Below are 20,662 nucleotides of genomic sequence, written 5' to 3'. Positions count from 1 at the left end.
GGCGCCCCTCGGCGCATCGACGGAGTGCCGTCGTGCCGAACGTCCTGGGCGCGTGATGACGTACGCGGACCGGAACGGGGTCACCGCGTGCGGACCGCCCCACCCGGTGAGCGCCGCGGCCGTGCCGGGTCCGACCGGCTGGTCGGGCGGCCAGTGGATCACCTCGGCGGACTCTCCGGTAACGTCGGAATATGAGTCATCCGCATCCCGAACTGAAAGCCGCCCCTCCCCTGCCTGAAGGAGGGCTGAGGGTCGTCGCCCTGGGCGGCCTGGGGGAGATCGGCCGCAACATGACCGTCTTCGAGCACGCCGGCAAGCTGCTCATCGTCGACTGCGGCGTGCTGTTCCCCGAAGAGACCCAGCCCGGCGTGGACGTGATCCTGCCGGACTTCACCTCGATCCGCGACCGTCTGGACGACATCGTGGCCGTGGTGCTCACCCACGGCCACGAGGACCACATCGGTGGCGTGCCGTACCTGCTGCGAGAGCGCCGTGACATCCCCGTCGTGGGCTCGAAGCTGACCCTGGCGTTCCTGGAGGCCAAGCTCAAAGAACACGGAATCCGGCCGCGCGCGGTCCGGGTCAGCGAGGGCGACCGGCGCACCTTCGGACCCTTCGACTGCGAGTTCGTGGCGGTCAACCACTCGATCCCGGACAGTCTCGCCGTCGCTATCCGCACCCGGGCCGGAATGGTGCTGCACACGGGTGACTTCAAGATGGACCAGTTCCCGCTGGACGACCGCATCACCGACCTGCGTGCCTTCGCCCGCCTCGGCGAGGAAGGCGTCGACCTCTTCCTCACCGACTCCACCAACGCCGAGGTCCCCGGCTTCACCACCTCCGAACGCGAACTGAACCCGGCGATCGAGCAGGTGATGCGCACCGCCCCGCGCCGGGTGATCGTCTCCAGTTTCGCCAGCCATGTGCACCGCATCCAGCAGGTGCTGGACGCCGCGCACCAGCACGGCCGCAAGGTCGCCTTCGTGGGCCGCTCCATGGTCCGCAACATGGGCATCGCCCGCGACCTCGGTTACCTGAAGGTTCCCAGCGGCCTGGTCGTGAGCACCAAGGAGCTGGAGAAGCTCCCCGATCACAAGATCACCCTGGTGTGCACCGGATCCCAGGGCGAGCCGATGGCGGCGCTGTCCCGGATGGCCAACCGCGACCACGTGATCCGCATCGGCAAGGGCGACACCGTCCTGCTCGCCAGTTCGCTGATCCCCGGCAACGAGAACGCCATCTACCGGGTGATCAACGGGCTGACCCGGTGGGGCGCCCACGTCGTCCACAAGGGCAACGCCAAGGTGCACGTCTCCGGGCACGCCAGCGCCGGTGAACTCGTGTACTGCTACAACATCGTCAAGCCCCGCAATGTCATGCCCGTGCACGGCGAATGGCGCCACCTGCGGGCCAACGCCGACCTGGCCATCCGTACGGGGGTCGATCCCGAGCGAGTGGTCATCGCCGAGGACGGCGTCGTCGTCGACCTCGTGGACGGGCGCGCGACGATCACCGGCAAGGTGCCGGCCGGCAACGTCTACGTGGACGGCATGGAGGTCGGCGGCGCCACCGAGGCGTCCCTGAAGGACCGCGTCACCCTCGCCGAGGAAGGCGTCGTCACCGTGGTGGCGATCGTCGACGCCGACACGGGTGCCCTGGCCGAGGCTCCCGACTTCCTGGCCCGCGGGTTCGTCCACGACGACACCACCTTCGAGCCGGTCGTCCCCGTCATCGAGAAGACCCTGGCGACGGCAGCGCAGGAAGGCGTCGGCGACGCACACCAGCTGGAACAGCTGATCGCCCGTGCCGTGGCGAACTGGGCCTTCCGTACCCACCGCCGCAGGCCCCTCATCATCCCGGTCATCATCGACGCCTGACCGGCGGCCGCCCTGCCCTGCGGCGTGACCGGAGGGCAGGGGGCTTCGCATCACCGGGGGGGGCGCTCACACCGCCCGCACCGGGTGCCGGACCACCGCGTCGAACAGGTAGCCCTGGGTGTTGGGCGCGGTCCTGTCCGACTGGGTGCGGCCCGTCGTGTCGGTGGCCCGGGCCAGGAGTGTGTACGGGCCGGGCGCCGACGGCCGCCAGTCGGTGGACCAGCGGACCCACGAGGCGCGGCGCGGGGCGTCGTGCAGCCGGGCCCGGTGCCAGTGGGCGCCACCGTCCGTGCTGACGTCCACGCGGGCGACGGCGCCCGCACCCGACCAGGAGCGGCCGGCCAGCCGGTGCTCGACCCCGGCCATGCCTTTCGGGGCGGTGGCGACTGGCCCGGGACGTGAGGGGAGCGCGCGCGACAGCCCGACGGCGTGACGGCGTCGGGCCGGGCGCGGTGCGCCTACGGGGGCGGCCGGGGCGCCCGCGGCTGACGGCTCCGCGAGCCCCGCCGCCCGCGGCGTAGGGCGGCGGGCAGCAGGGGAGGACGCGGCCGGGTGCGGGAGGCGAGCCGGGCGGGGCCCGGTGCCGGAACGCCGGGACTACAGAGCCGTTTCGGGGCTTCTCCCGCTCATCGCGCCGGGGGAAGGATCAACAACAGCCGCGCGACTGGAGCGCGCGGTTCCGCGGAGCGGGGCGGGGGCTGCTGAGAATCATGGGCGTCATCGTACGAGGCGGAGCGGCGACGCGTCGCGGAATCGGCGGAGTCGGGCCCCGGCATCCCGGCATCCCGGGAACGACGGACACGGGCGTTCGGCGGGCGGGGCGCTCAGAGGTCGCCGGACGTACCGAGGCCGGTGAGCGCGCCCACCGGGTCGAGGTCGGGGGTGCCGCGGGGCCACCAGTCGTCGTGGCCCGGTTCGGATTCGTAGGCGTACCAGAGGCCGTCCCGGCCGAGGCGGATCTGGACGTGACCGCGGGGGTGCGTGAGGTGGTTGCGCCAGGGGCGGAAGGCGGGGAGGTCGGCCGCGAGGAGCAGCGGGCGGGCCCGGTCGAAGCGGCCGGCCGGCGGGTCCCAGGTCTCTTCGAGGACCGCGAGCCCCTCGATCCCGCCCTGGCGCCAGGCGGCCACCGCGCGCGCCAGGTCGGCAGGGGTGCGCCGGGTGGCGGTGGCGAGCGAGGAGTACAGGGCGCGGGTGCCCGCGGTGAGGCCGGACCCGGGGCGGGCGGCGGCGAGCCGTACCGCGTCCTGCCACAGCGTCAGGTCCCCCACCGGATCCCGTCCGGCGGTCAGCAGCGCGTGTGCGCGAGCGGCCGCGTCGGTGGCCAGCTGGTCGAGCGCGAACGGGTCGGGGCCGCCCGGTGCGCCCGGGTACGTCGGCGGCTGCTCGGGGTGCGAGGGCGCGGGCAGCGGCGCCGGCAGGGGAGGCAGCGAGCGCGGGGCGAGAGCGTCCCGGGCCCGTACGCCGGGCAGCGGGGCGGGTTCCCGATCCTGGGCCGCGCGGGCCGCACGCGCGGCGTTGCGGCGGGAGAGGGCGTCGAGCAGTTCCCGTTCGCCGCGGCCGCGCAGCAGAAGCAGGACGAAGGGGTCCTCGTCGAGCAGGCGCGCGGTCTGGTAGCAGAGGGCAGCCGCGTGCTTGCACGGGTGGCCGGAGTCGGGGCAGCTGCACTGCGGCTGGAGGTCTCCGGGGCCGGGGAGCAGGTCCACCCCGCAGTCGGCGAGGGAGTGCGGCAGCTGCTTGTCGAGCAGCGCGGCGATGTGCCCGGGACGCTCGGCGGCGACGTCCAGGAACCGGTCCCAGTCGGCGTCGTCGAGCGTCCGCAGCCGCACCTGCACGCGGTACGGCCGTGGCCGGGTGCCGTGCACGTACGCGAGGACGAGTCCCGGGGTGACCGTGATGGCGTCCACGTGTCCGCGCCCTGCGTACCCGCGCCCCCGGGACAGCCGCGCCCGGTCCAGCGCGCCCTCCTCCAGCGCCTTCACCCACGCGTTTCCCCACCATGTCCCGGCGAACACGGCGGCCGGGTCGGCCGTCCGGGCCGGGAACGCGGGAAACGTCCGTCGCAGCTCCCCGTCCCGTCCCGGGGAGGCCATGGAACGCTGCCCCGGCCCACCGGTGGGCGCGCCCGACCCGCCGCTCCCCTGCCGGGCCGGGCGGGGGGCGTCCACGTCAGCAGGGGGAACCACGGCGTGCTCCGTCCCCAAGGGCCCGCCGCGTGTCCCGTCGCCGGGGGTCCCTCCGGTGGCGTCCGTTCCGGCGTACGGCGGGGTCGCGGCCCGCGTCTCGTCACCCCGGACCGGCGCGTCCTCTGCGAGCCCTTGGGTCGCCTCCGCCGTGGCCTTCGGCGATGTCACGGCCCGCGTGTCATCAGGGGTGCTCGCCGCAGTCCCCGCGAGCGTTACGGTCGGGTCCGTCGGGGCCCGCGGCGGTGTCGCGGCCCGCGTCCCGTCGCCGGGGACGGGCGGTGGGTCCGTCGGGGCGGCACCGGGGTGGGGCCGTCCGGAGGCGGGCGCGGCCTCGGCGGCTTCCGAGGACCGGTGGTCCGGGTCGTCGTCCGTGGGGAGCGCGAACGCTCCGGCGAGGAGGTCCCGTACGTCCTGGGCGCGGTTTCCCGGCGCGGGGGGGCGCGTCTCACGAGGGTCACCGGAGCCGGCCGGTGATTCCTGCGGGGCTCGCCTTCCTCGCTCGGCTGCCCTGCGCGGGGCGGCCTTCCGCTCCCGGGGCCGGGCTCCACGCGCGGCACGCAACGCCTCCCGGGCGACGTCACCGGGACGCGCGCCCCCGACGGTCTCCGCGGACTGCGCGGACTGCGCGGTCTCGACAGTCCCCGCGGTCTCGACGGTCCCCGCAGTGCCTTCCGGCACCTCCGTCGCCGCGTACTCGGCGGCCCGAGGGCCCTCTCCCGCAGCCTCTTCGGGACTGTCGGGCCCGCTCGCCCGGGCGGCACCGGGGCCCGCCGCGCTCCCCGTCGCCGCGGCCCGCCGCAGCGCCTCGCGCGCCACGTCGCCGGGGCGGGCACCGGCCGCGGACGTCGTCGCGGGCGCGGCGTCCCGGGCACCGCGCCCGGAAGGAGCACCTGGCTGGTCGCCGGCCGCATCGGCCCCGCGTGCCTCACGCCCCCGAGCGGCCCACAGCGCCCGCCGCGCCACATCGGCGGGCCGCTCGCCCCCGGAACGCTCCTCGGCGGCACGCTCGTCCCCGGCCGCCTCCGCCATCCCGCTCTCCGCAGGGCCGTCCGCGTCCTTCGGCTCCCGCGCCGGCCGGGGACCGTCCGCCGTCGCGTTCACGTGGTCCTCCGGAGGGAGACCAGGTCCGACAGCTCACGGTCGGTCAGTTCGGTCAGGGATGCCTCTCCGGAGCCGAGAATGGCGTCGGCCAGGGCGCGCTTCGCCTCCAGCATCTCCGCGATGCGGTCCTCGACCGTGCCCTCGGTGATCAGACGGTGGACCTGGACGGGCTGGGTCTGGCCGATGCGGTAGGCGCGGTCGGTGGCCTGCTCCTCGACGGCCGGGTTCCACCAGCGGTCGAAGTGGACGACATGGCCGGCCCGGGTCAGGTTCAGGCCCGTGCCCGCCGCCTTCAGGGAGAGCACGAGGACCGGCGTGGCGCCGCTCTGGAAGCGGTCCACCATGCGCTCGCGCTCCATGACCGGGGTGCCGCCGTGGAGCAGCTCGGCCGGGACCGCGCGGGCGGCCAGGTGGGAGGAGATGAGCCGGGCCATCCCCACGTACTGCGTGAAGACCAGCGCGGAGCCGTCCTCGGCGAGGAGGGTGTCCAGCAGCTCGTCGAGCAGGGCCAGCTTGCCGGACCGGGCCGCAAGGCCGTGGACGGCCGCTGCCGCGCCCTCTTTCAGGTACAGCGCGGGGTGGTCGCAGATCTGCTTGAGGGAGGTGAGGAGCTTGAGGACGAGACCTCGCCGGGCGATGCCCTGGGCGGTCTCGATCGCGAGCAGCGACTCCCGCACCACCGCTTCGTAGAGCGAGGCCTGTTCCCGGGTGAGCGGGACGGGGTGGTCCGTCTCCGTCTTCGGCGGCAGCTCGGGGACGATGCCGGGGTCGGACTTCTTGCGGCGCAGCAGGAAGGGGCGGACCAGTCGGGCGAGGCGGGCCACGGCCTCCTCGTCCTCGCCGTTCTCCACGGCGCGCGCGTGCCGGGCGCGGAAGGACTTGAGCGGGCCGAGGAGTCCGGGGGTGGTCCAGTCGAGGAGCGCCCACAGCTCCGAGAGGTTGTTCTCCACGGGGGTGCCGGTCAGGGCGACGCGTGCGGGGGACGGGATCGTGCGCAGCGCCTTGGCGGTCGCCGAGTACGGGTTCTTGACGTGCTGCGCCTCGTCCGCGACGACCATGCCCCACGGCTGCCGGGCGAGCCGGGTCGCCGCCGACCGCATCGTCCCGTAGGTCGTCAGGACGAAGCCCGTGCCGAGGTCTTCAAGGGTGCGGTCGGGGCCGTGGTAGCGGCGGACGGGCACGCCGGGGGCGAAGCGGGTGATCTCCCGCTGCCAGTTGCCCAGCAGTGAGGCGGGGCAGACGACGAGCGTCGGCTCGCTGCGGGCCCGCCGCAGGTGCAGGGCGATCACGGTGATCGTCTTGCCGAGGCCCATGTCGTCGGCGAGGCAGCCGCCGAGTCCGAGGGACGTCATCGTGTCCAGCCAGGCCAGGCCCCGGAGCTGGTAGTCGCGGAGGGTGGCCGCGAGGCCGGGCGGCGGCGGCACCGGGGAGATCCCGGCCGTGAGGCGGTCGCGCAGCGCGGCGAGCGCTCCGACGGGCACCGCTTCCACGGTCTCGCCGTCGATCTCGGCGGTGCCGCTGAGGGCGACGGAGAGGGCGTCGACCGGGTCGAGCAGGCCCAGTTCCCGCTTGCGCGCCTTGCGGACCAGAGCCGGATCGACGAGGACCCACTGGTCCCGCAGCCGGACGACCGGACGGTGGGCCTCGGCCAGGACGTCCATCTCGGCGTCGCTGAGCGGATCTCCGCCGAGCGCCAGCTGCCAGCGGAACTGGAGCAGGTCCTCGCTCTCGAAGAATCCCGTGCCGTCGGTCGCCGAGCCGGGCGCCGGACGCACCACGGCCGCCGCGGTCAGGTCCTGGGCCAGGTCCCGCGGCCAGTGCACGGCGACACCGGCCGCGCCGAGCCGGGTCGCGGCGACCCCGAGCAGGTCGGACAGCTCCTCCTCGGAGAGGGCGAGGACGTGGGGCACGTCCTGCTCCGAGAGCCGGTCCAGGGGCGGCCAGACGCGGGCCGCGCGGCGGACGGCGAGGGCGGCGTCCACCCGCGCGCGGGGCCCGAACGTCGTGTCGGCCGCGCCCGCCCACAGCTCCGCCGCGTCCACCACGAGGGTGGGGTCGGCGAGGCTGTGCACCTGGACGACGGCGGCACCCGCGCGGTGTGCGCCCTCGTCGGCGTCGAAGAGCTGGGAGGCGGACAGGTCGAGGCGCAGGGAGATGCGGACGCCGGCGTCCATGCCGGCGGCGACCTCGGCCGCCCAGTCGTGGGCGCCCGGCAGGTGCTGCGGGCCGCGCGCCGCGAAGGGCCTGCCGCAGGCGTACGGCGCGGCGGGGGTGCGCGGCAGGGTGTCGGCGACCGCGTCCAGGAAGGAACGCATCAGCGCTTCCGGTTCGGGCAGCCGGAGCGGGCCCTTGCCCGGCAGCGGCACCGCGTGTCCCTCGGGGGGCAGGGCCGCGGCGACCGCCCTCAGGTGGCCGATGCCGTCCGGGTCGAGGGGTCCCGCGCGCCAGGCGTCGTGGCCGTCGGGCGTCAGGCCGGGCAGCAGCCGTCCGCGCGCGGCGAGCCGCAGCGCGTGCAGTGCGGCCGCGCCCCAGCAGGCGGTGGCGGGGTGTGCCCCCGGGTGGCGGCGGGCGTCGGTGAGCAGGGGCAGGGCGTCGGCGATCTCCAGCGTCCGCGCGGGCACGGTCACCCGTCGCACTCCGGTCCCGTGGCGCCGTACGACCGTGAGCTCGATCCGCTTCCCGGGCTCGGCCCCGGTCTCGTCGGCGCTCTCCCCGCCCGGTCCGGGCGGCCCGCTCCCCCGGCCGGCGGGCGACGCCCCGGCACCCTCGGGCGGGCGCCCGGTGGACGACCGGTCCGCGTCCTCCGGGTCCGGGTCCCAGAAGGCGATCCGCCCCTCGCGCGGCAGCGGCGCGGGCAGGAAGACGGCGGCGAGCCGCACGGAGACGGCGGGGCCGCCGCCCGTCGCGGAGCGCGCGGAGACGTCGCCGGAGGCGCCCCTGCCGGCTTCGGGGGTCGCGGACAGCACCGCACCGCTCATACGCCCGGTCACCTCCCGCCCCGCAGTCGAATCGGATGTCTTCGACTGTACGGGCGAGGTCTGACAGTCGATCGCGCCACCGGCCCCGACGAGCACCGCCGGGGCCCGCCCGCGGGGCCGGGGGCCGGTCCCGTCAGGGAGTCGTGCGCGAGACGACGTACACCATGGGGTGCTCCGGGTCCGCCAGGTTCACGACGACGTCGTGGGTGGGCGCCGGGTCCTTCTGCTCGTGGACGAGGCCCGACCACGGGCCGGGGTCCGTGAACTCCCAGCCGACGACCCGGCGGTCGCGGGCACCGATGGTGATGTGGTCCTGTTCCAGGGCGGCGCGGCTGGTCCCGATGTTCTGGAAGAACTCGGTCAGCTCCGCGTCGCTGGTGCGGAACTGGACGTACAGGCGGCTGGTCTTCCAGTTGTTCGTCTCGTAGTAGGCGACGTCGGTGGAGTCGCCAGGGACGGGGACCTTGTAGAGACGTCGCTGGACCCGGGAGGGCCAGGCCTCGGTGAGGCCGGTCGCCGAGTACTTCGCCTCCTTGTCCTTGCCGCTGTTGCGGCTCTGGTCGGCGGAGATCATCAGATAGCCGGCCGGGACCCCGATCAGGAGCACGATGATCAGCAGGGTCAGCGCGCGGCGGCGGATCACGTGACGCCGGTCCTCGGGCGGCCGCCGGGGCTCGTCCGGCGGTGTCGCCTGGCGCGGCAGCGAGGCCGTCACAGCGAGTCCGTCGTCGTGCGGCGGGACTCGGTGAACCGTTCGTAGCGCTCGTAACGCTCCACGCGGCGGCGCTTGGCGCGGCGGAAGCGGCGGGCGACCAGGCGGGCGAGGTCGGCGGCGCCGACCATGCCGGCCTCCGGGCCGAGCTGGGCGCGGGCGATCCGGGCCTCGGGGCGGTAGCCGCGGCCCGTGAGGTGCCTGCGGAACGCGTCGCGCGCGGGGCCGATCAGCAGGTCGTCGGCGGCCGAGACGCCGCCGCCGATGACGAAGCAGGACGGGTCCAGGGCGGCGGCCAGGTTGGCGATGCCGACGCCGAGCCACTGGCCGATGTCCTGGAGGAGTTCGATGCACATGGCGTCGCCCTCGCGGGCGAGTTCCGTGATGAGCGGGCCGGTGATGTCGGGGATGTTGCCCTTGACGCGCTCGACGATCCCGTACGCCACCGGGGAGTCCGCGGCGGCGAGTTCGCGGGCCTCGCGGACCAGTGCGTTGCCGGAGCTGTACTGCTCCCAGCAGCCGCGGTTTCCGCACGGGCAGCGGTGTCCGCCGGGCACGACCTGCATGTGGCCGAACTCGCCCGCGACGCCGAACTTGCCGCGTTTGACCTGGCCGTCCTCCAGGATCGCGCCGCCGATGCCGGTGCCCAGCGTGATCATGACGAGGTGGTCCTCGCCGCGGCCCGCGCCGAAGCGCCATTCCGCCCAGGCGGCCGTGTTGGCGTCGTTGTCGACCAGGACGGGGACGGCGAGGCGCCCGGCGATCCGGTCCCTCAGAGGCTCGTTGCGCCACGAGAGGTGGGGCGCGAACAGGATGCGGTTGCGGTCCGCGTCGACCCAGCCCGCCGCGCCGATGCCGACGGCGTGCACGTCGTGCCGGTCGGAGAGGTCCAGGACCAGCTCGACGATGGTGTCCTCGACGACCCTGGGGCTCTTGGACTTGTCCGGGGTCTCGGCGCGGACCTTCTCCAGGATGTTGCCGTCCGCGTCGACGACGCCCGCCATCACCTTCGTGCCGCCGATGTCGATGCCCACGGTGGGGACGCGCGGCGCCGTCAGGTGGGATCGGCGCTCACGCGTGCCCACGGTCAGGACGGTGGCCCGGCGGGAGCCGATGGGGGCGCCCCCTGCACGAGCCGAGCCGAGAGCTCGGGGCAGGGCGAGGTCGCGGTAGGTGCTCATCGCGCCGATTCTGCCTCACACCGCCGCGGCCCCGCATGGCGGCGCCCTGTCAAGCGCCCGTCACCCCTCGGGGACGTCGTCCCGGGAGTGTCCGCCGAGGTGGGTCGGGACGGGCGCGCGCTCCAGTTCGTGCCGGAGATCGTCCAGCTCGCTGCCGCCCGCCATCTGCCGGGTGAGCTCGTCGAGGGTGATCTCGTCCCTGGTGTGGCTGCCGAACATGGCGCCGCGCTTGAGGAGCACGAAGCGGTCGCCCACGAGGTAGGCGTGGTGCGGATTGTGGGTGATCAACACAACACCCAGTCCGGCGTCCCGTGCCGCGGCCACATATTTGAGGACCACACCGGACTGCTTGACGCCGAGGGCGGCGGTGGGCTCGTCCAGGACGAGGACCTTGGCGCCGAAGTAGACGGCGCGGGCGATCGCCACGCACTGGCGCTCGCCGCCCGACAGGGTGCCGATGGGCTGGTCGACGTCGCGCAGGTCGATGCCCATGCGCAGGAGTTCCGTGCGGGTGGTCCTGCGCATGAACTCGACGTCCAGGCGCTTGAAGGGGCCGGCGCCCTTCGTCGGCTCGGAGCCGAGGAAGAAGTTCCGCCACACCGGCATCAGCGGGACGACGGCGAGGTCCTGGTAGACCGTGGCGATGCCGAGGTCCAGGGCTTCGCGCGGGGAGGACAGCCGGGTGTCGGCGCCCTCGATGCGGAAGGTCCCGGAGTCGTGCTGGTGCAGTCCCGCGATGATCTTGATGAGGGTCGACTTGCCCGCGCCGTTGTCGCCGAGCACGCAGGAGATCTCGCCCGCGTGGACCTCGAGGGACACCCCCTCGATGGCGCGGATGTTCCCGTAGTACTTGCTGACGTCGGTCAGCTCCACGAGCGCCGTACGTTCCTCGGCCGCCGTCTTGTCCGTCACTTCGTGGCCTCCGCGCGCTTGCGGACCCAGGCGTTGAGCAGGGTCGCGAGGAGCAGCATCGCTCCGAGGAAGAACTTGAACCAGTCGGGGTTCCACTCGGCGAAGACGATGCCCTTGTCGGTCATGCCGAAGATGAACGCGCCGACCGCCGAGCCCACCGCCGAGCCGTAGCCGCCGGTGATCAGACAGCCGCCGATGACGGCCGCGATGATGTAGATCAGTTCCTTGCCGACGCCCTCGCCGGACTGCACCACGTCGAAGGAGAAGAGCAGGTGCTGTCCGGAGATCCAGGCGGCGAAGGCGACGCCCATGTAGAGGCCGATCTTGGTCCGGTTGACCGGGACGCCGACCGCGCGGGCCGCGTCCTTGTTGCCGCCGACCGCGAAGATCCAGTTGCCGACGCGGGTGCGCAGCAGGATCCAGGAGGCGACGGCGACCAGGGCGAACCACCACAGGATGGTGATCTTGTAGTCGACGCCGCCGACGGTGATCACGGAGGCGAAGACGTCCTTGGCGGACGAGAACCCCTCCATGTCGGAGATCGACTTGGTGGAGACGGTGCCGCTGACGAACTTGGTGAGACCGAGGTTCATGCCGGTCAGCATCAGGAAGGTGCCGAGCGTGATGATGAAGCTCGGAAGTTTGGTGCGGGTCAGCATGAAGCCGTTGAACGCGCCGATCGCGAGGGTCACCACCAGGGAGACCAGCACGCCGACCCACACGTTCGTGGTCATCTGGTAGCTGAACATCGAGGAGATCAGCGCGGACGACGTCACCATGACGCCGGCCGACAGGTCGAACTCGCCGCCGATCATCAGCAGTGCGACGGGGACCGCCATGATGCCGATGGTCGAGGCCGCGTACAGGACCGTGCTGAGGCTGGAGGCCCGCAGGAAGCTGTCCGCGACGACGGAGAAGAAGACGAAGACGGCGACGGCGCCGACCACCGAGCCGAGCTCGGGCCGGCCGAGGAGCCTGCGCAGCGGCGAGGTCCTGACGAGCCGTTCGTCGGCGTCGGTCTCCGGCGCCGGTGCCGGTGCTGTCGCGGTCATCGCGTCCCCCGCTTCGTGAACTCCTCGAGCGCGCCGGCCTGGTCCCTGGTGATGATCTGCGGGCCGGTGAGGACCGGCTTGCCGCCACCGAGGACGTCGGCGTTGTACTTGTACAGCCACAGCAGGTCCACCGCCTGGTACCCCTGGAGGTAGGGCTGCTGGTCGACGGCGAAGCCGAGCGTGCCGTCCTTGAGTTCCGCGGCCACCTTGGCGTTCAGGTCGAAGGTGTCGACCTCGGCCTTGCTGCCCGCGTCCTTCTTCGCCTTCACGGCCGTGTCCGCGTAGGGGGCGCCGAGCGTGACGATGGTGTCGATGGACTTGTCGGCCTGGAGCTTCGCGCCGATGGAGGACTGCACGGCGGACATGTCGGTGCCCTGGACGTACAGGTTCTGCACGTCGCCGCCGAAGGTCTTCTTGACGCCGGCGCAACGCTGCTCGTGACCGACGTTGCCCTGTTCGTGCAGGATGCACAGGGCCTTCTTGCGGTCGCGCTTGTCGAGCTCGTCGCCGACGGCCTCGCCCGCGATGGTCTCGTCCTGGCCGACGTGGGTGAGCGCGCCGAACGCCTTGGACTGCTCGGAGCCGGAGTTCACGGTGATCACCGGGATGCCGGCCTTCTCGGCGCGGGCCAGAGCGGCCTTCATCGCGTCGGGCTTGGCGAGCGAGACGATGATGCCGTCGACCTTCTTGTCGACGGCCGCGTCCACCAGCTGCGCCTGCTGCTGGGCCTCGGCGTTGTGCGAGTACAGGAAGTTGATGTTGTCCTTGACGGCGGCCTGCTCCGCGCCGCTCTGGACGATGTCCCAGAACGTGTCGCCATCACCCGAGTGGGTGACCATGGCGAAGGTCCAGCGGGGCGTGTCCACCGCCGCCTTCCCCTGGGCGGAGGCGGCCTTGCGGGCGTCCTCGGCGCGCTTGCCGCCGGTGCTGCTGCAGCCCGCGAGGGACACGCCGAGCGCCCCTGCCAGCGCGATGGATACCCATGTCCGAGTCCGTGCCACGAGGCCGTGCCCTTCTTGCTCTGCTACTTGGTCCGCCCAAGTATCGAACACAGGGAGCGTGCACGTGTTCATCGGGTACCGCGCGCTGTGTACTTCTCGAGTGTGGGCACGTCCGTCTCGGTGATGATCTGCGGGCCGGTGAGGACGGGCTTGCCGCCGCCGAGGGCGTTGGCGTTGTACGCGTGGAGCCACAGCTCGTCGACGGCGAGGTAGCCCTGCAGGTAGGGCTGCTGGTCGACGGCGAAGCCGACCTCCTTGGCCTTGAGCCGCTTGACGACCTCGGCGTTCAGGTCGAAGGTGTCGATCTCCGCCTTGCTGCCCGCGCCCTCCTTGGCCTGGACGGCGACCGCGGCGATCGGGGCGCCGAGCGTGACGACGGCGTCGATGTCCTTGGACGCCTGGAGCTTCGCCTCGATCGCGGACTGGGCGGAGGGCGCGTCGGTGCCCTCGACGTTGAGGTTCTCCACCGGGCCGCCGAAGGTCTTCTTGACGCCGGCGCAGCGCTGCTCCAGGGAGACGTTGCCCTGTTCGTGGATGACGCACAGCGCCTTCTTGAGACCCCGTCCCCTCAGCTCGTCGCCGACCGCCTCGCCGGCCACGGACTCGTCCTGGCCGATGTGCGAGAGCGCCCCGAACTGCTTCGAGAACTCGGACCCGGAGTTGATCGTGACGACCGGGATGCCCGCCTTCGCCGCCTTGGCGAGGACGTCCTTCATGGCCTCGGGCTTGGCGAGCGAGACGACGACGCCGTCGACCTTCTTGTCGATCGCGGACTGGACGAGCTCGGCCTGTCCCTTGGCCTCCTTGTCGTTGGAGTACAGGAACTGCACGTTGTCCTTGGCCGCCGCCTGCTCGGCGCCGCTCTGCACGATGTCCCAGAAGGTGTCACCGGCGCCCGCGTGGGTCACCATGGCGATCTTCAGGCGGGGTGTGCTGACGGCCTTGCCGCCGCCCGCGCCGCCGTCACCGGAGTCCTCGGAGTCCTTGCCGCCGGAGCTGCTGCATCCTGCGGCGAGCGCGATCGCGGCTATCACCGCTGCGGCTGTGCGTGCTGTACGCATGGTGGGACCACCCTCTCTCGCGCCGCCCCGTTGCGGCTGAGGGGAGTTCTAGCTCCGGGTCCGCGCACCCGTCAATGGGTTTGTCTGAACATTCTTACGATTGAGATTCACCGGCACCCGGAGCGCGCCCCGCGACGCTCCCGAGGCACTTCACGGCCGCACGAGGAGCTGGAACTCGAAGGAGTAGCGCGAGGCGCGGTAGGTGTGCGACCCGAACTCGACCGCCCGGCCGGTGTCGTCGAAAGTGGTGCGCTGCATGGTGAGCAGGGGCGCACCGGCGGGCTCGCCGAGCCGCTCGCCCTCCTCGGCGGTGGCGGCGCGGGCGCCGACGGTCTGGCGGGCGCTGTGCAGGGTGATGCCCGCGGCGCGCATCAGCCGGTACAGGCCGGTGGCCTCGAGCCGATCACTGTCCAGCGGGAGCAGCCCCGGGGGCAGGTGGTTGCACAGGTACGCCATCGGCTCGCCGTGCGCGAGCCGGAGCCGTTCCACGCGGTGCACGTCGCTGCCCTCGGCGACACCGAGCGCGGCGGCGACCTCGGCGGACGCCGGCTCGACGACGTTGTGCAGGACCCGGGTGGCCGGCCGCTGTCCCGCCGCCTCCAGGTCGTCATACAGACTGCTGAGCTCCAGGGGGCGCTTGACCTGGCTGTGCACGACCTGGGTGCCGACGCCGCGGCGGCGCACCAGCAGGCCCTTGTCGACGAGGGACTGGATGGCCTGCCGGACCGTGGGCCGGGACAGGCCGAGCCGTCCGGCGAGTTCGATCTCGTTGCCGAGGAGGCTGCCCGGGGTCAGGGTTCCGTGCTCGATCGCGGCCTCCAGCTGCTGGGACAGCTGGAAGTACAGCGGGACCGGACTGCTGCGGTCGACGCTGAGCTGGAGCGACACGGTCGGATCCACATCTGGTTTCGGCACGGGCCGAGCGTAGCTCCGGGAGAAGATGACGGGAAGTTGTGAAGTTCGATTGTCAGGACAAACCATTGACAGGGCGCCGGGTGCGCCTTCAGTTTGTTCCCATGCGCATCGGACTTATCGGAACGGGTCGTATCGGCACATTCCACGCGACCGCTCTCACCCGCCATCGCGAGGTCGGCTCCCTCATCGTCACGGACGCGGATCCCGCGCGGGCGCACGCACTCGCCGACCGGCTCGGTGCGACGGCGGCTCCCAGCACGGACGAGATCTTCACCTGGGGCGTGGACGCCGTGGTGATCACTGCGGCGACCTCGGCCCACGCCGAACTGATCGGGCGGGCGGCACGCTCCGGACTGCCGGTGTTCTGCGAGAAGCCCATCGCCCTCGATCTGCCGGGCACGCTGGCCGCGCTCGCCGAGGTCGACGCGGCCGGAACGGTCCTCCAGCTGGGTTTCCAGCGGCGCTTCGACGCGGGCTATGCGGCCGCACGCGAGGCGGTGCGCGCCGGCCGGCTCGGGCGGCTGCACACGATCCGGGCGATGACGTCGGACCAGTCGCCGCCCCCGGCCGCGTACCTCCCGCTCTCCGGCGGGCTCTACCGGGACTGCCTGGTCCACGACTTCGACATCGTGCGGTGGGTGACCGGCCGCGAGGTGAGCGAGGTGTACGCGACCGGGTCCGACGCGGGGCCCGCGATGTTCCGCGAGGCGCACGACATCGACACGGCGGCGGCCGTCCTCACCCTGGACGACGGCACGCTGGCCACCGCGACGGCGACCCGGCTGAACGGCGCCGGCTACGACGTCCGCATGGAGCTGGCAGGCGAGCTGGACCAGATCGGCGTCGGCCTCGACGACCGTACGCCGATCGCCTCCACCGAGCCGGCCGGGCCGCCGGCCGCGGACAAGCCGTGGACCGGCTTCCTGGAGCGCTTCGGGCCCGCGTACGAGGCCGAACTCACCGCCTTCGTCGAGGTGGTGCGCGGTGAGCGCGCCAACCCGTGCGACGGCCGCGAGGCCCTGCACGCCCTGCGCATCGCGGAGGCCTGCGAACTGTCCCGCCTCGAACACCGCCCGGTACGCCTGGCGGAGATCCCGGGCGGGCGGGACGGCAACTAGGGCCTGTCGTTTGGATCAGGCTGGCTGTGACCGACGGTTCGTCCTGACCGGCCCGAGCGGGGTCTGGCGCGTGCAGCTGCAAGGCGGAGGAGGGAGTCGACGCGGAGCGTCGGCGACCGACGACAACGCCGCAGATGTGCGTGCCAGACCCCGCGACGCCGGCATGATCCAAACGACAGGCCCTAGGGGGTGTCCCTTTCGAGGAGGCCGGCGTCGTACGTCAACAGGGCTATCTGGACACGGTTGTTGAGACCGAGCTTGGCGAGGATGCGGGAGACGTGCGTCTTGACCGTCGCGACGCTCATGAACAGCTCCGCGGCGATATCGGCGTTCGAGCCGCCCCTGCCGACCGCGACGGCCACCTCGCGCTCGCGGTCGTTGAGGGCGCCGATCCGGGGGCGGGCGGCCAGCCTGCGGGTGTCGGCGGGCGCTCCGGCCGCGTGTTCCATCAACTGGCGGGTGACGGCGGGCGAGAGCACCGGGTCGCCCGCCGCGACCCGTCGTACCGCCTGGAGGATCTCGGCGGGCGGGGTGTCCTTGAGGACGAACCCGGCCGCGCCCGCGCGAAGCGCCCGCAGCACCTGGTCGTCGGCGTGGAAGGTGGTCAGGACGATCACCTGGGGTGCGTCCTTGCGGCCGCGGAGCTGCTCGGTGGCGGCGAGCCCGTCCACCGTCGGCATCCGGATGTCCATCAGGACGACGTCGGGCCGGGTGCGGTCGACGAGCGCGGCGACCTCGCCGCCGTCGGCGGCCTCACCGACGATCTCGATGTCGTCGGCGCCGCCCATCATGAAGGACAGGCCGGCCCGTACCAGGGGATCGTCGTCGACGAGGAGCAGTCGGATGGCAGTCATGGCCCTACCGTAGTGAGGCCGCCGCGCCGGACCGCACCGGTTCGGCCCGATGCCTGGTGGGGTCCCTTCCCGGGCAGGGACCCCGATGCCTCATGGGTCCCTGCCCGGGAAGGAACCCACGAAGCCGGGAGCCGGCCGCCGCGTCGCCTACCGGCCGCCTCGTCGCCTCAGCCGCGCAGGGCGACACCGTAGCGGGTGCGCAGCCGGCCGATCTCCCACCAGACCACGGCCGTCACGGACGCCGGTCCGCCGAGGAGGGAGCAGACCTTGATCAGGGGCGGGCCGGACGGCAGTCCTCCCATGATCAGCCCGATGACCGCGAACTCCCACACCAGGACGCCGGTCAGCAGGGCGGGCAGCGCGGCGTGCACGGCCGCCGTGTTGAAGGCGCTCCGCACGGCGGGGCCGGTGGCGAAGACGACGAAGAGCAGCACCCAGAGCATCGGCACCATCAGCACGATCATGGTCCAGCCGGCCACGTCGGGTCCGGCGACCTGCTCGACGCCGTACGCCACCACGCTGACCATCGGCACCGCGGTGAAGGCCGCGATGTACCAGGCCGCCGACTCTCCCGCCGCCCGCAGCCGCACCCGCATGCTCCGCTTCGCGGCCGGTGAGGCCCAGCGGAAGAGCACCGCCACGACGACGGGCGTACTCAGCAGCAGCAGCCAGGGAGTGACGAGCAGCCGGAGCATGAACTGCTGCTGCACCTTGGCCATGTCCTCCGGCTTGCCGTACGCGACGAGGATCACCACGGACATGAGGGTGGCGAGCCAGGCACGGGTCTTCTGCACCCGCATGATGTCGGCGTCCTCGATACGGCGGTGACCGCGCGAGGGGAAGATCCGCCGGGCGCTGCGACGGGCCGAACGGGCCACCGGGTAGCCCAGCACCACGGGCAGGAACACGGCCCAGGTGCACGGGATCAGCAGCAGCGACCAGGCGCAGCCGCTGATCCTGCCGGCGACCAGTTCCCGCAGCGGGGGCCACTCGTCCTCACGCAGCCGCTGCCATGCGGTCAGGGGCGGCCGCGGCGGGAGGTACGGCGGGTACGGTCCGGGAGGGGGCGGCCACCCGGTCTGCTGCGGGACGTACGGCCCCGGGTGCGGGGGCCACCCTCCCTGCGGCGGCGAGTACGGTCCCGGCCCCGGTGGCGGCTGGTACGGCCCCGATGGTGGCTGGTACGGCCCCGGTGGCGGCTGGTACGGATTGTTTCCCCCGAACGTCACGCTGTGGTCCCTCCCGCTGCGCATGTGCCTGCTGCTGGGGACCCAGTCAACTGCCTCACGGGCGCCACGACATGAGGTTGCGTACCTTGGTCCGGCACGCGCCCCGGAAACACTCCGCGCGCCCCCGCAGGACCGCCGGGCCGGGCGTGGTCAGCTCCAGGGCAGCCAGGCGCGGATCTCGAAGGCCCCGCCCTCCGCGGCGCCGTGTTCGAGGCGGCCGCCCGCCAGCGTCGCCCGCTCGGTCAGGCCGATGAGCCCCTGTCCGGAACCCGGGACGGGCGGGACGGCCCCCGGCGGCGCGGGGTTGCGTACGCAGACGGTGAGCCCGTCGCCCGGAGCGCCGGCGACGGACACCGTGACCTCCGCGCCGGGGGCGTGCTTGCGGGCGTTCGTCAGCCCCTCCTGGGCGATGCGGTAGGCGGTGCGCCCGATGGAGGCGGGGACGCCCGCCGGGTCGGTGACCCGGTGGTCGAGGACGACCTTCATACCGGCGTCGCGCGACTCGGCGACCAGGGCGACCAGCGCGGCCAGCGTCGGCTGCGGACGCCCCGAGGCGTCACCGCCCTCGCTCGCCCGCAGGACGCCGATGATCTCCCGCAGGTCCTGCAGCGCCTCGTGCGCGCTCTCCCGGATCACCCCGGCGGCCCGCGCGACCTCCTCCCGCGGGGCGTCCGGCCGGAACTCCAGGGCTCCCGCGTGCACGCTGAGCAGCGTGAGCCGGTGGGCGAGCACGTCGTGCATCTCGCGCGCGATGGACTCCCGGGCGAGCCGCTGCGCCTGCTCGGCCCGCAGCTCCGCCTCGGTCTCCGCCCGCCGTGCCCGGTCCCGCAGACTGAGCAGGAGCTGCCGCTTGGACCGTACGAACATGCCCCAGCCGACCACCGAGACGGTCACGAGCACGGCGAGGGCGACCGCGGCGGCGTAGGGCAGGTCGGGATCGGGGCGCAGCCAGAAGAAGAACGGGATGAGGGCCAGTGACGCCCCGCCGACCCAGCCGACGTACGTGAACGGGCGGTGCACGGCGAGGGTGAAGAGGGCGATCATGCCCGCGCCGCCCGCGGTGTTGGAGAACAGCCCCACAGGGATCATCGCCACGGCGAGCCCGAGGGGCCACCGGCGGCGCAGCCAGACCGCCGCGCAGGCCAGCGCCCCGAGCCACTGGTCGGCGACGGCGACGCCGTGCGGGGTGTTGGGGTCGCCGGTCACCGTGTCCGCGGCCAGCAGGCCGATGCCCACGGCCAGCAGGAAGCATCCGAAGTCGACGAGCCAGTCGCGCACGGTACGGCGCGGACGTCCGGACCGTCCGGTGCGGCCGGCTTCCAGTTCGGCGGTCAGGGCGGACGGCAGCAGCCACCGCGGGCCCGGCAGGGGGCGTGGGGCCGGCACCATCCGCTCCGGTGTCCCCTGCGACGCGGACGCCGGATTTCTCTCACTCACGGTCGACAAATCTACGCAGGTGCGGGTGCCCGCACCCGGTCGCGGGCGTGATCGTCCACCAAAGTCGCAGGGGCTGCGACTTTCGGCGGGTTTCCGCCGGGCGCGGCCATGCTTCGGTCGCGCATGTCCGGCGCGGGTCCCGCCTTCCGTCGCCCGCACCCCGCCCCACGGCCGATGAAGGCGAGGGGTCCGCGGGGCGAGGATTTGGGGGTGAAACAGATACTGGAGGTTCTCGGCTTCGTCGCCCTGGTGCAGGGCTCCATGGGCCTGGTGCAGGAGGTCACCGGCTTCCTGCACGGCTGGGGCCTCGTGCAGCGGTTCGGTCTCCTCGACGGGTACGAGATCTGTGCGAGCGTCGCGCTGCTCGTCCTCTCGTTCGCCCTGTTCGCGGCCGCCGAGAGTCAGTAGCTGCCGTACTCCGGACGGCCCGCCGCCTCGTACGTGTGCAGCGTGACTCCCGTGCCGGTGGTGCTGCCGCCCGTGTGGCGGAACGCGGTGGGGACTGCGCCGTCGGTGAAGAGGCGGCGGCCAGCGCCGAGGACGACCGGGAAGGTCAGCAGGTGCACCGTGTCGACCAGGCCGAGCGCGAGCAGGGACCTGGCGAGCGCGCCGCTTCCGTGGACCTGGAGTTCGCGCGCTGTGCTCTCCTTGAGGGCGGTCACCTCCTCGGCGAGGTCTCCGCCGAGCACGGTCGTACCGGACCACTCGGGATCGGTGAGGGTCGACGAGGGGACGTATTTCGGCAGCGAGTTCAGCCGGGAGGCGATCGGGTCGGCGGGGTCGGTCACCTTCGGCCAGTAGCTCGCGAAGATGTCGTACGTCCGCCTGCCCAGCAGGAAGGCGTCGGCGCGGTCGAAGACCCCGGTGACGAACCGGGCGAAGTCCTCGTCCCCGAACGGCACGCTCCAGCCGCCCTGCTCGAAGCCGTCGCTGCGGTCCTCATCGGGGCCGCCCGGGGCCTGGTGGACGCCGTCGAGGGTGACGAAGGAGGTGAGGGTGAGCTTGCCCATGACGGATGCCTTCTTCCACGTGCGGGGTCTGCTGTCATCAG

Annotated in this window: 16 protein-coding genes and 1 pseudogene; 3 read left to right on the top strand and 14 right to left on the bottom strand. The window is 73.0% G+C overall.

Annotation, left to right across the window (positions count from 1 at the left end):
- Positions 1-191 precede the first annotated feature (191 nt).
- Positions 192-1,877, top strand: a complete 1,686-nt coding sequence (locus AC069T_RS14575) for a ribonuclease J (RefSeq protein WP_358851534.1) — start codon at positions 192-194, stop codon at positions 1,875-1,877.
- A 66-nt stretch (positions 1,878-1,943) separates the two neighbouring features.
- On the opposite strand, the pseudogene AC069T_RS14570 reads toward AC069T_RS14575, so the two are convergent.
- From AC069T_RS14570 to AC069T_RS14525, 10 genes and pseudogenes are all read right to left on the bottom strand, one after another.
- Positions 1,944-2,240, bottom strand: a pseudogene (locus AC069T_RS14570) (sulfite oxidase); the annotation flags it as partial.
- A gap of 461 nt (positions 2,241-2,701) precedes the next feature.
- Positions 2,702-5,161 carry an SWIM zinc finger family protein gene (locus AC069T_RS14565; protein WP_478783067.1) on the bottom strand — a complete coding sequence of 820 codons (2,460 nt, stop codon included), beginning with the start codon at positions 5,159-5,161 and terminating at the stop codon, positions 2,702-2,704.
- Positions 5,158-8,139: a DEAD/DEAH box helicase gene (locus tag AC069T_RS14560; protein ID WP_478783066.1), complete on the bottom strand. Its 2,982-nt coding sequence runs from the start codon at positions 8,137-8,139 to the stop codon at positions 5,158-5,160. The genes AC069T_RS14565 and AC069T_RS14560 overlap by 4 nt, the downstream gene beginning before the upstream one ends.
- Before the next feature lie 133 nt (positions 8,140-8,272).
- Positions 8,273-8,854, bottom strand: a complete 582-nt coding sequence (locus tag AC069T_RS14555; protein WP_478783065.1) for a sugar kinase — start codon at positions 8,852-8,854, stop codon at positions 8,273-8,275.
- Positions 8,851-10,032, bottom strand: a complete 1,182-nt coding sequence (locus AC069T_RS14550; protein WP_358851539.1) for an ROK family glucokinase — start codon at positions 10,030-10,032, stop codon at positions 8,851-8,853. Before AC069T_RS14550 ends, AC069T_RS14555 begins: the two co-directional genes overlap by 4 nt.
- Before the next feature lie 60 nt (positions 10,033-10,092).
- The gene (locus AC069T_RS14545; RefSeq protein WP_478783064.1) at positions 10,093-10,944 is read right to left on the bottom strand and encodes an ATP-binding cassette domain-containing protein; all 852 of its coding nucleotides are present in this window, start codon (positions 10,942-10,944) and stop codon (positions 10,093-10,095) included.
- Positions 10,941-11,996: an ABC transporter permease gene (locus tag AC069T_RS14540; RefSeq protein ID WP_478783063.1), complete on the bottom strand. Its 1,056-nt coding sequence runs from the start codon at positions 11,994-11,996 to the stop codon at positions 10,941-10,943. The genes AC069T_RS14545 and AC069T_RS14540 overlap by 4 nt, the downstream gene beginning before the upstream one ends.
- Positions 11,993-12,997 (bottom strand): sugar ABC transporter substrate-binding protein, encoded by a 1,005-nt coding sequence (locus AC069T_RS14535; protein WP_478783062.1) that lies wholly within the window; start codon positions 12,995-12,997, stop codon positions 11,993-11,995. Before AC069T_RS14535 ends, AC069T_RS14540 begins: the two co-directional genes overlap by 4 nt.
- A 68-nt stretch (positions 12,998-13,065) precedes the next feature.
- Entirely contained in the window at positions 13,066-14,058 is a 993-nt protein-coding gene (locus AC069T_RS14530; RefSeq protein WP_478783061.1) for a sugar ABC transporter substrate-binding protein, read from the bottom strand.
- Between the two features lie 150 nt (positions 14,059-14,208).
- Positions 14,209-14,946 (bottom strand): GntR family transcriptional regulator, encoded by a 738-nt coding sequence (locus AC069T_RS14525; RefSeq protein ID WP_478783152.1) that lies wholly within the window; start codon positions 14,944-14,946, stop codon positions 14,209-14,211.
- A gap of 128 nt (positions 14,947-15,074) precedes the next feature.
- Between AC069T_RS14525 and AC069T_RS14520 the strand changes: the two genes are divergently transcribed.
- Complete coding sequence (locus tag AC069T_RS14520; protein ID WP_358851544.1) at positions 15,075-16,091, top strand: Gfo/Idh/MocA family protein; 1,017 nt, start codon at positions 15,075-15,077, stop codon at positions 16,089-16,091.
- Between the two features lie 182 nt (positions 16,092-16,273).
- Here AC069T_RS14520 and AC069T_RS14515 read toward each other — a convergent pair whose 3' ends face one another.
- From AC069T_RS14515 to AC069T_RS14505, 3 genes are all read right to left on the bottom strand, one after another.
- Positions 16,274-16,945, bottom strand: a complete 672-nt coding sequence (locus AC069T_RS14515) for a response regulator (protein WP_478783060.1) — start codon at positions 16,943-16,945, stop codon at positions 16,274-16,276.
- Between the two features lie 167 nt (positions 16,946-17,112).
- On the bottom strand, positions 17,113-18,174 hold the full coding sequence (locus AC069T_RS14510) for a hypothetical protein (protein WP_478783059.1): 1,062 nt from the start codon (positions 18,172-18,174) through the stop codon (positions 17,113-17,115).
- 150 nt (positions 18,175-18,324) lie between these two features.
- A complete protein-coding gene (locus AC069T_RS14505; protein ID WP_478783151.1) occupies positions 18,325-19,563 on the bottom strand; it encodes a sensor histidine kinase in 1,239 nt (412 codons plus the stop codon).
- Between the two features lie 258 nt (positions 19,564-19,821).
- On the opposite strand from AC069T_RS14505, the gene AC069T_RS14500 reads away from it, so the two are divergent.
- The gene (locus tag AC069T_RS14500) at positions 19,822-20,019 is read left to right on the top strand and encodes a hypothetical protein (RefSeq protein WP_478783058.1); all 198 of its coding nucleotides are present in this window, start codon (positions 19,822-19,824) and stop codon (positions 20,017-20,019) included.
- Here AC069T_RS14500 and AC069T_RS14495 read toward each other — a convergent pair.
- On the bottom strand, positions 20,013-20,621 hold the full coding sequence (locus AC069T_RS14495; RefSeq protein WP_478783057.1) for a dihydrofolate reductase family protein: 609 nt from the start codon (positions 20,619-20,621) through the stop codon (positions 20,013-20,015). The two genes, AC069T_RS14500 and AC069T_RS14495, sit on opposite strands and share 7 nt — an antisense overlap.
- Positions 20,622-20,662: the final 41 nt, after the last annotated feature.

It is taken from the genome of Streptomyces sp. NPDC043867 (assembly GCF_056435845.1).
Note: the sequence above shows the minus strand (reverse complement) of the source record. Positions and strands in the feature narration are given on the sequence as shown.